At 49.4% G+C, this 15655-nt stretch carries 8 protein-coding genes; all 8 read left to right on the forward strand.

From position 1 onward, the window contains the following. The first annotated feature begins 89 nt into the window (after positions 1-89). The 8 genes from HI950_RS22620 to HI950_RS22655 all read left to right on the forward strand — a co-directional run bounded on the left by HI950_RS22620 (position 90) and on the right by HI950_RS22655 (position 15367). Entirely contained in the window at positions 90-6032 is a 5943-nt protein-coding gene (locus HI950_RS22620) for a glycosyl hydrolase family 28-related protein (RefSeq protein ID WP_169082600.1), read from the forward strand. A gap of 131 nt (positions 6033-6163) precedes the next feature. Then, complete coding sequence (locus HI950_RS22625) at positions 6164-8317, forward strand: carbohydrate-binding protein (protein ID WP_187768148.1); 2154 nt, start codon at positions 6164-6166, stop codon at positions 8315-8317. Positions 8318-8403: 86 nt separating this feature from the next. Beyond that, positions 8404-9066, forward strand: coding sequence for an HAD family hydrolase (locus HI950_RS22630; RefSeq protein ID WP_169082598.1), 663 nt, complete (start codon positions 8404-8406; stop codon positions 9064-9066). A gap of 532 nt (positions 9067-9598) precedes the next feature. Continuing rightward, positions 9599-10933, forward strand: a complete 1335-nt coding sequence (locus tag HI950_RS22635) for a spore germination protein (RefSeq protein WP_169082597.1) — start codon at positions 9599-9601, stop codon at positions 10931-10933. Beyond that, complete coding sequence (locus HI950_RS22640) at positions 10926-12005, forward strand: GerAB/ArcD/ProY family transporter (RefSeq protein WP_169082596.1); 1080 nt, start codon at positions 10926-10928, stop codon at positions 12003-12005. Before HI950_RS22635 ends, HI950_RS22640 begins: the two co-directional genes overlap by 8 nt. Next, the gene (locus tag HI950_RS22645) at positions 11992-13050 is read left to right on the forward strand and encodes a Ger(x)C family spore germination protein (RefSeq protein WP_169082595.1); all 1059 of its coding nucleotides are present in this window, start codon (positions 11992-11994) and stop codon (positions 13048-13050) included. Before HI950_RS22640 ends, HI950_RS22645 begins: the two co-directional genes overlap by 14 nt. Before the next feature lie 215 nt (positions 13051-13265). Continuing rightward, positions 13266-14489, forward strand: coding sequence for an enolase C-terminal domain-like protein (locus tag HI950_RS22650; RefSeq protein ID WP_169082594.1), 1224 nt, complete (start codon positions 13266-13268; stop codon positions 14487-14489). A 29-nt stretch (positions 14490-14518) separates the two neighbouring features. Beyond that, a complete protein-coding gene (locus HI950_RS22655; protein WP_169082593.1) occupies positions 14519-15367 on the forward strand; it encodes an NAD-dependent epimerase/dehydratase family protein in 849 nt (282 codons plus the stop codon). The last annotated feature ends 288 nt before the right edge of the window (positions 15368-15655 follow it).

Genomic DNA, 15655 nt, shown 5'->3' on the forward strand with positions numbered 1-15655 from the left:
CAATGAAAGCGAATACATTTCCTAAACTCGGTAAGCGGGCTTATTTTCAGCCTAAAAATAGCAACTAAAAAAGTACTGGAGGTATGATTGTGATCACGAACAGAATGTGGTTGAAGGCAAGGATAAGAACAGCGCAAATGCTCGTCCTGCTTCTATTTATTTCGGCATTTGGCTTGACGCCTGCCTATGCGGCGGCGGCTTCAGAGAGTGTGGACATTACACTTGGAGCCGAGCCGATTGCAAATGGCATAACCGCGAGAGCAGGAGACAATCCGGATGGGCTCCATACCGGTACAGTCGCTGGCAGCACTTACTGGCAGACGGACAAAGCAAGCGGAACTTATTATTTTTATATGAACGTGGATGACAGCTATTTAAATAATAATACCGATTATAACGTTGAAGTGACGGTCGATTATTTTGACGAGGGAAGCGGAAAGCTCGTGCTGCAGTATGATGCCGCCACCGCTGCCTTCAAGGATGCCCCATTATTCGAATATGGCCATTCGCAGCAATGGAAGTCGTATACGTATTTGCTGAGCGATGCCAAATTCGGAAACAGCACAAATGGCGCCGATTTTCGGTTAGGCATTGAGGGCAATGGCGCGAGTGCGGAGGCAAACGCGGATTTGAAGCTGGCTAAGGTGACGGTCAAGAAGACGCCAAAAGTGGTGGGAAATGAGCAGGTTAGCATCGCGCTCGGCGAGACGCCTGTGCCGAGCGGAATAACGGCGAAGCCAGGGGATGGAAGTGCCGTCCATTTGCAAACCGGAACAGTCGCCGGCAAAAGCTATTGGAAAACGAACCAGTCCATTAGCAGCACCGATCATGGCGCTAATATTTTGTACTTTTATTTCGATGTAGACGATGATTATTTGTTCGATAACGCAGATCAGGATGTCTATGTCACTGTTGAATATTTCGATAGCGGCAGCGGCAGCATGAAGCTTCAATATGATGCCCGGTCCGCGGAGTTCAAGGATGCTCCTGAGTTTAGCTATAGAAATACAAATACATGGAAGACGCATACGTTCAAGCTCGGCGACGCGAAATTTGCCAATCGGAACAACAATGGCGACTTCAGGCTGCATGTGACTGGTCCGGGAGCATTAGGCACTAATCCTGAGCTTCATGTCGCTTCGGTTACAGTGAAAAAGCTGCCGCAGCGCATCGTATCCTCGGAGACAAAAGTGTACGATACCGTTTATCCTACGACCGATGTTGTCATTGCGGATATGAGCGTCACGGATTTTGGCGCTGTGGGCGACGGCATAGCTGACGATACGCAGGCGTTCCAAGATGCGCTTGCTGCGGCGGGCAACAATGGCGGCGGAGTCGTCTTCGCGCCAGTCGGTACCTACAAGCTAACGAGCCATCTCATCATACCGACAGGCGTGACGCTGCGAGGCGACTGGGCAAATCCCGAGACGGTGAACGGCGAGACAAAAGGGACGATTCTTGCGGTTTATGCCGGCAAGGGCGATGAGAATGAAGCAAGCTTTATTCAGATGGCGCCTGTGAGCGGCGTGACGAATCTGTCCATCTGGTATCCAGAGCAATCGTTAAGCTCGCCGGTCGCATATCCTTGGACTCTGGAGCAGCTCTCAGGAGATAGTGCGACGATAAAGAATGTAACGCTAGTCAACGTTTATAACGGAATTAAGATTGGTCCTGTGTGGAACGAGCTCCACTATGTAGACAATCTTTATGGAACGGTATTGAAAACAGGCATCTTCCTTGATTTCACGACTGACATCGGCAGATTGGAGCAAATCCATTTGTCGCCGGCGTATTGGGCTGGCTCCGGTCTAGCCGGCGCGCCACAGCAATCGGCTTTATTCGATTACATGACGACGCATGCCGAGGGAATCGTGATGGGCCGCTCGGACTGGGAGTACATGTCGGATATTCATATTTCCGGCTTTAAGACGGGAATGCGGATTACGACAAGAACGGGCAGCCTTGAAACGGCCAATGCCCAGCTTTATAAAATGATCATTGAAAATTGCAACGTGGCGCTGAAGATCGAAGGCGTCAATGATTTTGGCTTACTGATTTCCGACAGCAGCTTTAAGGCGGATGTAGGCGCGGAGCCAAAAGCGGTCTATGCAACGCAGGGCTTCCGTTCGATTGTGCAATTTAATAAAGTAGCGATTGGCGGCAATCCGCATCATGCCGTGGTCAATGAAGGAAGCGGCGTGCTCTCCTTCGAGAACAGCAGCTTCGATAACTGGAACGAGCAGGCCGGCGGTTATGCGATCGCTGCGAGCAGCGGCTCGATTATTTTGGGACAATCGACCTTTGCCAAGGAAGATCATCATATTTTGCTCGAAAATAACGCTGCAAGCGTAAATGCCATCAATTCCGGCTATCAAGGCGTGCTTCAGATCGATGATCAAAGCAGCTCGGCGGAGCTGAACGTGCATCAGGATGCCAGATACGCGCTGGAGCAGCTTCCTGTCGTAACGGATGTGGACATGGTGACACTGCCTAAGCCAGCGACCAGTCAGTTGTTTAATGTAGCAGAAGCGCCTTATTCGGCAGATAACAACGGACAGGTAGAGGCTTCCGCCATTATTCAGCAAGCGCTAAACGATGCGGCAGCAGCAGGAGGAGGCACCGTATATTTGCCAGCCGGCGCTTATCTTGTGGAGCAGGCGCTTACGATACCAAGCGGCGTCGAGCTGCGCGGCTCATGGGATGTTCCGCATCATACGATCGGCAACGGTACGGTCATTTTTACGAACTACGGCGAGAATGACCCGGACGGCACACCGTTCATTTCGCTTGAGGCGGATGCCGGCATTAGAGGCTTGTCGGTATATTACGACGAACAGAGCTGGAATGTCGTGAAGCCTTATGCATGGACGGTTCAAGGCAAGGGAAGCGGCGTTTATTTGATCGATACGACACTGATCAATCCATATAAGGGCGTTGACTTCGGAACGCATAACACGAGCGGACATTACATCGATTACGTGGCGGGCTCACCGCTCATGGAAGGGATCTTCCTCGGCGGCGGCGCGGACGGCGGCTTTATGCGGAACGTGCAGTTCAATCCGCATTACTACGGCAGAAATAATTACCCGAATCACCCGGCTACAGGCGAGGACTTTGATAAGGTGTGGACCTATCAGAAGGAAAACCTGGATGCGTTCCGCATCGGCGACGTGAAAAACGAGACGATCTTCAATACGTTCGTTTACGGCTCCAAATACGGCATCCATTTTGAGGAGCAAAACGGCAAGGGGCCTGAAGCGGTCATTATCGGACATGGCACAGATGGCAGCAAAAAGGGAGCAGTGCTCGACAGCGCAGGCCCTGCCGGCTTATCGTTCATTAATACTGAGCTGGTGTCAATGAGCTCCTCGGATAAGGTGTATGTGCTCGTAAGCGAGCAGTTTGCATCGAAAGCAACGTTTTTTAATACTTCGATGTGGGGAGATACGACACGCTCCTTTGATATTTTCGGAGGCGACGTGCGCATTCAACAAGGCAACTTCACCAAAGTAGGCGAGCGCGGCATCAATGCGGTAGGCGGCAACATTACGCTGTACAATTCCTACTTCCAGCAGCCGCGTACGAATCATATTTATGCAGGACCGGATATTGAAAAGCTGATCGTAACTAACAATCTATTCAATGGCGGCATGCAGCTCACGAACGAGGCAGTAACGAAGGTTTCGGGAACCAATTTGGTGCCTGTTTCACTTGAGCTTGCCAAAGGCAGCTTCGAGGAGGGCGAGCCGTCGGATACGCAGATGAAGCTGACGCTGACGAATGTAACGGAATCGGACCCGATAAACGGGAAAATGGAAGTCATGGAGCCTGAAGCCTATAAAAACCTTCTTGCTCCGATTCGCTTTGAGAATATCGGACTGGGCGAAAGCTTGGATATCCAGCTCCCGTTCCTTGCAAGCGATGCACTTAAGTACAAAGTGACGTTAGAAAACGGTTATACGTACATGACCTCGGTTAAGCTTGCGCAATCATTCGCTGCGCGCATCGATTCGGAATCCGGGATGAAGCCGTTTATTGAAATAGCGAGCGAAGGCCATTATTCCAGCGTTGGCGGGAGCTGGGGCGGTCCGAGCGATCTAAGCGCGATTTCAAATGTGCAATGGGATGATGAGCAGCTGTATGTAACCGTAAATGTACAAGATAATACGCATCACCAGACTTGGACGAACGGCGACATTTGGCAGGGCGACAGCCTACAGCTCGGCATCGATTTATCGAGAAAAGACGGCTCGGCCAGCGAGAACGTCAATGAGCTTGGCTTTGCTTTGAACAGCCAAGGATCGGTGTCCAAATGGAGGTGGCGAGCGCCGACTGGTGTCGCTGCAGGAGCGCTAAGCCATGTAACTGCAAATATTACCCGCGACGAGGACACAAAGCAAACGAAATATGAGCTTGCCATTCCATTCTCCGAGCTGCATGGAAGCCATCTCGCGTTTAATCCAGCGGATGTTATCGGACTCACGCTGCTTGTGAACGAGAACGATGGAGCGGGTCGCTCCGGCTTTATCGAGTATAACCAGGGCGTCGGTACAAGCAAGGATGCGACTCAATTTGGAGATTTGCATTTGCTAAGCACCGATTATGCTGATCTGCTTAAGCAGTCGGCTGAGACTGCAGTTACCGAGGCGGAACGGCATAAAGATGTGACGCGGATCGACGCAGCAGCGAATTTCGTAAGCCTGCTGCCTGCCGGTTCGGTGAAAACGGGCCTAGCGGCAAGATTGGCTAAGCTTACTGAGCAGCCGAATCCGGGGCCAGATCCAGACCCGAATCCGAATCCTGGAAATTCGAATTCAGGAAACTCCAACACGCCGAGCGTTACGCTCAGAGCGGATGGCTCCGTCCAACTGGACAGCGCTCCGGTGCTTGATGCCGCTACGAAAATAGCGAAGGCTTCAATCAATAAGGAGCTGTTGGATAAGGCGTTCGATCAAGCGAAAGCAGATCAAGACGGCGTGAAGAAAGCTTCGATCAAGCTAACCGCAGCAAACGGATCGAACGGCTATGCGGTTGAGCTCCCAACTAGCTATGTAACACAGGCGAATGTGGATAAAACGATAGAGCTTGTTACGCCTGTCGGGACGATTACGCTTTCAAGCGATATGCTCGCTCCTGATTTGAAGAGCTTGGGCTCGACGATTATCTTCCACATTAGCCCGGCAGACAGAAGCGGCTGGAGCGAACAATTGAAGGAGCAGATCGGCAATCGACCGGCAGTAGATTTGTACGTTCAATCGGAAGGACGCATCGTTTCATGGCAAAATAACGGGTCGCAGGTAACTGTAGCGCTTCCGTATACGCCGGCAGCAGGAGAAGCCGCAGATATTGAACGGTTAACGGTCTGGTATATCGACGCGAATGGGCAAGTGGTTCCTGTCACGAACGGTAAATTTAATGAAGCAAGCAGCCAAATGGTGTTCCGGACGACACATTTCAGTCAATATGCGGTAGCGCATGTGCAAAAATCATTCGGCGATTTGAACAGCGTTCCTTGGGCGAAACAGGCGATTGAAGTATTGGCCGCCAAAGGTGTCATTCGCGGTACTTCGGATGCTGCGTTCCGTCCGGGCGCCTCAATTAAGCGTGCTGATTTTCTGAAGCTTCTCGTTGAGAGTCTTGGATTGCATGCTTCATTAGACGGAAACTTTAGCGATGTACTTGTAGGCAGCTATTATTACGAGTCTGTCGGCATCGCCAAAGCGCTTGGCATTGCAACCGGAGCGGGCAGTAATCAGTTCCTCCCGGAATCGACGATTACAAGAGAAGAAGCAGCCGTATTGATTGATCGCGCACTTCGTTTGGTGAAAGCAGAGCTTAAAGCGGGAACTGATGCAGCGCTTGAAGGCTTTGCCGATCATGGACAAATTTCGGCTTATGCGCGCAATAGCTTGATTGCACTAGTAGAAGCAAAGCTCCTCCAAGGCGACAGCGGCAAGCTGAAGCCGCAGGGCAGCCTGACGCGTGCGGAAGCGGCAGTTCTCCTGTATCGCATCGATAACCAGCAGCCTTAAACCGCGAGCCTGGTCCCCCGGGACCAGGCTCTTTTTTTTGCAAACAAACAAGAAAGAGGGAGGTGGTAGGATGGACCAATGAAATGACATGCCTAATTTTCTCTATCATCCGATTAAATGAGGAGGCAGCTATGATGGTAAAAGGAAGGAAACAAGCTTACTTAATCGCTTTTCTTGTTTTTGTGCTTATCTCTACGCAGCTATCATTTTCTTCACCCAAAGTTTCCGCAGCCACGAATCTCGCGTTAAACAAGAGCGTAACAGAAAGCAGTCACAAGCAGAGCTACAACGCTTCAAACGTAACCGATGGCAATCAAAGCACCTATTGGGAGGGGGCGGCAAACAGCTATCCGAGCTGGGTCAGAGTGGATCTCGGCAGCAGCCAGACAGTCGATCAAGTTGTACTTAAGCTTCCGGCGACATGGGGCGCTCGTTCGCAAATCCTGTCCGTAGAGAAAAGCAGCGATGACGCATCCTATACTACGCTCGCTGCATCAGCAGCCTACGCTTTTAGCGAGGGCACAAATGCGGTCACGATACATTTTGCCAGCACGAGCACGCGTTACATTAAAATCGGCATCACAGCAAATACGGGCGCTAGCGGCGGTCAGTTATCTGAGCTGGAGGTATATGGACCGTCAACGATACCATCGCCTACACCAACTGTAGCACCGACGCCGCAGCCTACAGCGGCGCCAAGCGCCTTTTCGGCTTTCGTACAAACCGCTGCTTCAAGCTTTACGAGCCAATTCGGCACTCAGCTGGAAGCATCAAGCGAAGGCGGGCAAAATGTTGCTTTCGTGGATAACGGAGATTATATCGCTTTCAATAACGTGAATTTCGGAAGCGGCGCTTCCTCGGTCGCGCTGCGCGTTGCGAGTCAAACGAGCGGCGGCAATATCGAAATAAGGCTTGGCAGCGCGAGCGGCACGTTAGCCGGTACATGCGCAGTAACGAGCACGGGCGGCTGGCAATCTTGGACTACGAAAAGCTGTGCCATATCAACGATAAGCGGGGTGCATAATCTGTATTTGAAATTTACTGGCGGAGCCGGAAATCTATTTAATGTGCAGTGGTATAAGTTCTCTGCCGCTTCGCTTGGCGGCGATGTAGTCGGCAAAATATTTGCCGGTTATCAAGGCTGGTTCACCGCAGGCGGCGACGGCTCACCGCTTAACAATTGGACGCATTGGTCAAAAAACAACGACAACCTTACGCCGAATTCGAATGTGAATTTCGAGATGTATCCGGATTTGCGGGAGTATTCGAAGCTTTACCAGACGAATCTGGGCAATTTGGGCAATGGCCAGCCAGCGAAGCTTTTCTCCTCCTATGATCAGGAAACGGTCAACAAGCATTTCGAATGGATGCAGACATACAACATCAGCGGCGCGGCGCTACAAAGGTTTGGGGCGGATGCAAACTATGCTCCGAATAGCTGGAATCAAAACCGCGACAGTGTAGCCGTTAAGGTGAAAAATGCCGCTGAAGCATACAACCGTAAATTTTATGTCATGTACGATATTACGGGACTGGATCCGAGCCAATGGGTCAATGCGGTCAAAAATGATTTTACGAACAATGTCGTTGGCACGATGAATTTGACCTCCTCGGCAGCTTACGCCAAGCAGGACGGCAAGCTTGTCATTTGCATTTGGGGAATCGGCTTTACCGACCGGCCGGGAACGGCAGCAGAATCCGCGGACTTAATTGCTTGGTTCAAAAACCAAGGCTATTACGTCATCGGCGGAGTGCCTACCCACTGGCGGAATGGTGATAACGATTCGAAGCCGGGCTTCCTGGATGTATACAAATCGCTTGATATGCTGTCTCCATGGTTCGTTGGACGGTTCAGCCAGCTTTCGGGGGCCGACCATTACAAGACCAATCAATGGGAGCCTGATTATTCATTTACCCAGCAAAATGGCATCGTCTATCAGCCGGTTATCTGGCCGGGCTTTGCTTGGAAAAACATGAAAAACGGCCCTGTTAACGAAATTCCGCGGCTTCATGGCGATTTTATGTGGCGACAGGCGTACAATTTGAAGAGCATCGGCGTAAATACGGGCTACATCGCGATGTTTGACGAGTATGACGAGGCGACGGCAATTGCCAAAGCGGCCGAAAATAGCTCGATGATTCCAAACAATCAATATTTCCTCACCTTGGATGCCGACGGCGTCGCCGTTTCCTCCGATTTTTATTTGCGGCTTGCCGGAGATATTGCTCGGCTGTTCAATAATGAAATACCGTTAACCGTTAATCATCCGACCAGCCATCAATAAATCGCTGTTGCTGTTGATTAAAGTGAATGGAACGCCTTTTTGGCTTATAATGAGAAGAGATAAGCATTGGGAGAGGAGCTATTCTTATGCAGGAGATTAAGCACATTATTTTTGACTTTGACGGGACGCTTGCCGATACTTGGCCGGTCATGTACCAGGCTTGTGCTGGCGTGTTCCAAAGACATGACAACCGGAAGGTGTCGATTGAGGATATTTATGGGATGGCGGGGCCGACGGAGCTGCAGATTATTGATCGGCATTTGGCGAATCGTGAACAGGTTGAAACGGCTATTAGCGAGTTTCTCGCCGATTATGAGCAGCATCACGAGGAGCTGGTGGAGCGAAACGCTGCGATTGCAGAGCTGCTTCGCACACTGAAGCTAGAGGGCTTTGGACTAGCGCTATTTACAGGGAAATCACGGAAAACGTTACATATTTCTTTGGACAAACTGGGCTGGGAGATAGATTTCGATAAAATCGTGACCGGCGACGATGTCGAGAAGCGCAAGCCTTCTGCGGAAGGGATTGAACAAATTTTGAGTACGCTTGGCTGGTCTCGGGAGCACACTATTTTTGTCGGCGACAGCAATGACGATATGCAGGCAGGACAAGAGGCCGGCGTAAGCACATTCGCGGCGCAGTGGATGTCGGTCGTACAGGATAAGCATTACCGGATCCAGCCGGAGCGTATCTTTGACTCGGTTGAAAAATTCGGGCAGTTTGTCGTAGACCGGTTAGCCAAAAGCTAAACGGCACCGCCTGATGGAAAACGCTTAAGGCTGATGCTGTTTTTGCTTGTGCGTGGAGTGGAAGTCTGCGTGCGGTTGGTGGATTGCGCTTTTTTATAACCCAACTCCCTCAAGAGAAATTAGCTACAGTGTAGAAACTGCAGCAGAAACCTGACATGACAACCATACGGTGAAGCTACCATGCAGAATTGCAGCAGAAACAGCCTTAAAAGTGGTAAATGGGGTGGAAGTATGGGATTCTATTGCATAAACTGCAACGTAGCAATGGAACGGCAACCAAACCGGGGATTACGTTGCAGAAACGTTGCAGAAACTACACTGTAGCGTGTGATTGGGGGATCATGTGCGAATGGCAGGCCATAGTGGCGTTTAGTAAAAGAAATAATGCCGACTGTTATTCAATCCATACACAAGCATTGGATAAGCAAAAAAGGAGTGTCCTTATGAAGAGGACACTCCTTTTGTTGTATATAAAGCTATGAGGAGGGGACAATCGTAAGATGGAATAATTGTACATAAGGAGAAGCGGCATATGGATTCTTTTTTACAGGAAGTGAAGGAGAAGCTTGGCGGAAATGACGATTTCCTCATACAACCGGATGAAATTTGCGGGGTGCCCGTCGTTATGATGGGTTTCACTTCGCTAATTGATTTGGTGAGCACAAAAATAGCGCTTCGAAAAAATATGGACAACGCTGATCCTGCGCCCCAATCCGTAGCGGATATGATGTCATTGCTCGGCGACATAAAAGAAATGGATGCAAACGAAGCCTATGCCTTATTCGTCGGTGGCAAATTCATCATCTATTTCGAAAGTGAACAAAGATGCGTCATTGTAGAACCGTTTCCGGTCGTACTGAACCGTTCAATCGAATCTCCTACGAATGAGAACGTGCTCCAAGGACCGATAAGCTCGTTCATCGAGGATATCGATACGAACATCGGAATGGTCAGAAAGCAGATGATGTCCAAGCACGTTCGGGTGAAATCTTATTTGGCGGGCAACGATCAGCATAAAAAGATTTCACTTATTTACGATAACCTGAACGTTGACCCTGAGCTGGTGAACAATGTTACGAGCGAAATCGAGAAGAACCTGCATAGAGAAATCAATAATATGCAAAACATGGCGAAAACGTTGGGTTTTTCCTCATGGTCCGCCATCCCTAGATTCAATACGACCGAATTGCCGCAAGAGGTAGCAAGCGCATTAAAAAAGGGAAGAGTCGTGTTATTTATTGACCGGCTGCCGTTTGCGCTTGTGCTCCCAAATCTGCTTTGGGATATGTTTTCGCTTGAAAACGATCGGAATTTTCCGATTCCATTAACGATAGTCATCCGCCTTTTGCGAGTGATCGGCGTATTGATAACGCTGCTTGCACCGGGTATATATGTCGCTCTCGTAGCGGTGAACCCTGAGGTGTTACGAATAGAGCTTGCACTTAATATTGCTCAGAGCCGCGAAGGCGTGCCATATCCGGCGATCGTTGAAATTATATTAATGCTGGTCGTATTGGAATTGATTATTGAGGCCAGCACAAGGCTTCCGAAGAGTATTGGTCCAACGATCACGATGGTAGGAGGCATTATTTTGGGACAGGCAGTGGTGACGGCTAGATTGGTAAGCAATCTGCTCATTATCGTGCTTGCGGCTACAACGATAGCGAATTCTACCGTGGTAGGCTTTCAAAATTCGCTTTCGATCCGTCTGTTTAAATATGTCATTGTCATTTTGAGCGCCATCTACGGGGTTCTCGGATTGCTGGGCGGGTTGGTCTTACTAAGCACGTACCTCGCCAGTCTCACTACGTTTGGCATTTCATATTTGAATTTTAGTATGAAAAAGGGTGAATTGGAAAATGGATAAATCTTATCATGTCGTATTCATGTACGGTTTGACTCAACTGGGATTTATGTTTTTTTTCTACCCCGTTGATATTATTGCAAGCACAACAGAGGGACATTGGGTTGCGATTGCATTAGGGGTCGCCATTAATATGATTGTCGTATGGGCGTATATGAAGGGTCTGAGCTATTTCCCAAAACAGGATATTATCAGTATTTACTTGGGTGTCGGCAAGTGGGCAGCCATCCTTTTTTTATTGCCGCTAGTGCTTTTTTTGATCTTGGTTAACATCATCACGGTACGCGCTTTTGCCGAAATCATTACCCTCGTTTTCTTGGCAAATACGCCAGCTTGGGCGATTATGGGTCTCCTTCTTGTCATCTCGACTTATATCACCCTAAATGGGGTGAATGCCATTTTTCGAACGGGGCTTCTGCTTGCCCTTTTATTTCTTCCGTTAATCCTGTTCACGACTATCATATCGTTTCAGAATGTAGACTTTCGTTACTTGTTTCCGTTATTTCCTAACAATTTTTCGTTTATGACAAAGCCGGCTTATCTTAACAGCTTTTCAGCATTTGCCGGAAACTTTCTATTTCTTGGCTTCGTACAGCCGTTTTTTTCCTTTAGCCGCAAAAAAATGATGGTTACTTTGGCGGCACTCGTTCCGATTTTCTTTCTGTCTGTCTATTTGCCCCTTCTAACTTTCGGACAGGCTACCGCCTCTACCTTTAAATTTCCTTTCGTTATGCTTGTCAGTACCATCCATATTAATTGGTTGATGTTTGACAGGGTGACGATATTTTTGCTGCTGAGCCTCATTACATTCACGATGTTGTTTATTTCGTTGCTGCTATGGGAAGCCAGCCGAATTTTAAACCGTGCCGTGCCGAAAGTAAAACTAAATTATTTTGTCATTGCAGTAGCTGGAATCATTTATGGTTGCTGCTTGCTGATTTCTAATTGGGAGGTCATCCAGGCGGTTGTGATGTGGAATACGATTTTCCGATTTTTTGTATTATTTGCGATTCCTTTCTCCATTTTATTTATAGGGCTTCGTTCCAGAAGGATGTATAAAGATGAGAGTGTTTAAATCGCTAATCGCCATCAGCCTCGCTCTCTCCCTAAGCGGATGCTGGGATAATCGAGATATCAACCACCGGGTTTTGCCGGTTGTAATGGGCATAACGAAAAAAAATAACGAATACTACATCTATCTGCAAATTCCTGAACCAAGCAGGAATACGACAAAAATTAAAATTGTATCCGGATCAGGGAAAACGATTAATCATGCCGTGGATAAAATCAGTGCGAATCTGGAGGATCATGTGGATTTGCTTCACGTGAAGGTGATTCTGGTGGATAAGAAATACGCGCAGGAGGGCATGGATGACATCATAGCAGATTTTATGAGAGGGCGGGACGTATCTTCCAAGTCGCTTATCGCGATATGCGATGAAGACATGGCTCAATTTTTTGCCATTGCGAAGAAAAAAATGGAGCCTGAAGGGACAGCGCTCTATGATTTTTTCGAGAAAAATGCAGGTTGGAATCCACAAATTGCGCTAACTCGGGTGTGGGAGGTATACCGAAGCATTCATTCCTACACACGTGATGTAGCGGTTCCGATTATTCGGTCAGGGACAAGCACTGTCGTTCAGCATGTGGGCTCAGCGGTAATCAAAAATGGGAAAATGGTCGCGCAAATCAGCTCGGATGATACGTTATTGTTCAACGCCTTCAGTGGCGAAAGCACGCAAGGGAAAATTGAAGTCAGCAGCCATGCTAGCGTGCTAATCGTCAGCAATTCGATGACGAATAAAAGCTTGATGAGTAACGATAAGCCGATTTTGAAAAGCAAAATCAAATTAAAGGTCGTTATTTTGGAGACGAATGGAAATCCTACAAGCGAGACGATCAAGCAGGAGCTTGAAGGCATGCTGACGCAGCGGTTCGAACAGATGTTTGCGAAGCTTAAGGCGAGTGGAGCGGATATTTTGGGAACGGGCCAATATTTCCGAAATAAAATACCAAGAGCAAAGCTGAAAAATTGGCGGACGCAATATTATCCCGAACTTAAGCTGGAGCTTCAAGTGGATGCGGTGATTGAGAATACAGGATTTCTAAATATGCGATAATTCCGGATATCCGTATCGAACGACGGCATAGGGCACGGCTTCTCTTGCAGCATGCAGCAGAGGCCTTTTTGCTATTTTCCGATGCGAACTTCCGCATGCTGCGGCATTAACGAGAAATAGGCCAATAATAGGACAGAAAGTTTAAAGATGCCTCATTTGGAACAGGCTGCGACTAGCTTACACTAAACTTGATCAAAAAAAGGGATGGTGAGAGCATGGCGAAAATTACGGGGATTAGCTGCATTCGCACGCGAAAAAACGGCACATGGACGATCGTGAAGGTTCAGACAGACCAAGACGGTTTATATGGTATCGGCTCCGCCTCGGATATCTATAATCCGGAGGCCGTCGTGCAGGTGATTGAGCAATTGCTCGCGCCGCTGCTGATCGGCAAGGATGCCGCGAATATAGAGGATCTTTGGCAGACGATGTATATGAGCGGCTACTGGAGGAATGGAGCGATTTTGCATACCGCGATTGGCGGCATCGATATGGCATTATGGGATATTAAAGGCAAGGAAGCGGGCTTGCCGATCTATCAATTGCTGGGCGGGGCAAGCCGGGCGGCTGTCCCTTGCTACGGACATGCGGGCGGATCGGATATCGAGGAATTGAAGGAGGACGTGCAGCGGTACATGGAAGAAGGCTATACGGTCATTCGCGTCCAAATGGGCGGATATGGCGGGGGCGGCTTCATTAACGGCGACAAAGCTAATCTGCCCGAGCGAGCATGGACGAAGGGTCCCGTGTTTGACGAGCAGGCGTACTTGAATGCGATTCCGAGCATGTTCGAGCAGCTGCGGGTAGCGTTTGGCATGGGCATCCAGTTCACGCATGATGTGCATGAGCATCTCTCGCCGATTAACGCAATACAGCTCGCTAAGCGAGTGGAGCCATACGGTTTGTTTTTTCTTGAGGATGCGCTGGCACCCGAGCAGATCGGCTGGTACCGCCAGCTGCGCCAGCAGAGCGCGACGCCTCAAGCGGTCGGCGAGCTGTTCGTCAATCCGCAGGAGTGGACGGAGCTCGTGAAGGAGCGGCTGATCGATTTCATTCGCGTTCGCGTATCCAAGGCTGGCGGCATAAGCGCATGCCGCAAAATCGCGGCGTTATGCGAAGCCTTTGGCGTACGGACCGCCTGGCAGGAGGGCGGGGAGAATGATCCGGTCAATCAGGCGGCAGCCGTGCATTTGGATATGGCGATTTGGAATTTTGGCATCCAGGAGATCAATCATTTTCGGGCGGAGGAGCTGGATGCTTTTGAGGGACATATCGTTAGAAAAGGCGGCTATCTTTACCCCTCGAATAAGCCAGGCCTCGGAATCGAGCTTGATGAATTGAAGGCGCAATTGCTCGTTGGCGAGGATTGGAATCGGTCTGCCTATCATAATCCTTATCATCTGGACCGCAAAGCGGACGGAACGCTTGTGCGTCCATAAAAAATGAAATATCGGAGGTGCAACTCATCATGAAAACGATCGCTGTCACCGGCGGGAGCGGCAAGCTGGGGTCGCAGCTTGTTAAGGAGCTTCAGAAGCAAGGCTATGAAGTCGTTTCCTTAGATGCTCAGAGATCCAGTGAGCTTCGCTGCAAACAAATTAAAGTGGATTTGAACGATTTCGGGCAGGTCGTGTCTGCGCTTCACGGTGCGGATGCGATCGTCCATTTGGCGGCTATTCCTGCTCCGCTTGGGCATACCTATCCTTATATTTTCGCTAACAATACAGCAGCGGGCTATCATATTTTGGAAGCGGCCTCCATTCTCGGCATTCGGAAGGTCGTGATGGGCTCGAGCGAATCGTCCTATGGCTTCGCATGGGCGCCTACTCCGTTCGCGCCGGACTATTTGCCGCTTGACGAGGATCATCCGCAGCAGCCGCAGGAGTGCTACGGCCTATCGAAAATCGTTAACGAGCTGACGGCAGCGATGTTCGATCGAAGAAACGGCATGCAGGTTATTTCACTCCGCTTCTCGATGATTACGAAGCCTGAGGATTATAAGCATCTCGCTGTTCATAAGCCGGAGGTTTTTAAGCATATTTTGTGGAGCTATATCGATATAAGGGATGCCGTCAGCGCATGCATCGCGTCGCTTCAGGTTGAGGATCGCGGGGCAATCTGCCTCAACATTACGAGCAGCGATACGCTGAGCGATTGGGAGACGGAGCGGTTGCTGAATCATTTTTACCCGGAGGTTACGGATCGCCGCACGGTCTTCGAAGGCCGCGCTGCAGCGGTCAGCAACCATTTGGCGCAGGATGTGCTGAATTGGCGGCCTCTGCATTCTTGGGCGGATAGCGAAGAAGCGTTGCAGTAAATAGCGGAGGGGCTGTCTCAAAAGGTTATCTAACCTTTTGAGACAGCTTTTTTTTATTGCATGCCCCCGAGAATTGGGCAGAAAGGTGCTCCGCTAGCGGAAATAGATCTAGAAACTAGATCTATTCTCGTCAAACTAGCTAGATTTAGCGGAATAGGTCTAGAAACTAGACCTATCGCATGCGCGTAACCCGCGAACTGAGCTCATGGGCGCTCCGCCAGCGGAAATAGATCTAGAAACTAGATCTATTCTCGTCAAACTAGCTCGATTCACAGAAATAGGTCTAGA

The sequence above is a fragment of the Paenibacillus sp. PL91 genome, assembly GCF_012935325.2.
In the GTDB taxonomy this organism is placed as follows: Bacteria; Bacillota; Bacilli; order Paenibacillales; family Paenibacillaceae; genus Pristimantibacillus.

Coding starts and splice junctions, on each gene's coding strand:
- HI950_RS22635 (WP_169082597.1), top strand. CDS start 9,599: ATGGATTCTTTTTTACAGGAAGTGAAGGAGAAGCTTGGCGGAAATGAC.
- HI950_RS22625 (WP_187768148.1), top strand. CDS start 6,164: ATGATGGTAAAAGGAAGGAAACAAGCTTACTTAATCGCTTTTCTTGTT.
- HI950_RS22650 (WP_169082594.1), top strand. CDS start 13,266: ATGGCGAAAATTACGGGGATTAGCTGCATTCGCACGCGAAAAAACGGC.
- HI950_RS22645 (WP_169082595.1), top strand. CDS start 11,992: ATGAGAGTGTTTAAATCGCTAATCGCCATCAGCCTCGCTCTCTCCCTA.
- HI950_RS22630 (WP_169082598.1), top strand. CDS start 8,404: ATGCAGGAGATTAAGCACATTATTTTTGACTTTGACGGGACGCTTGCC.
- HI950_RS22640 (WP_169082596.1), top strand. CDS start 10,926: ATGGATAAATCTTATCATGTCGTATTCATGTACGGTTTGACTCAACTG.
- HI950_RS22655 (WP_169082593.1), top strand. CDS start 14,519: ATGAAAACGATCGCTGTCACCGGCGGGAGCGGCAAGCTGGGGTCGCAG.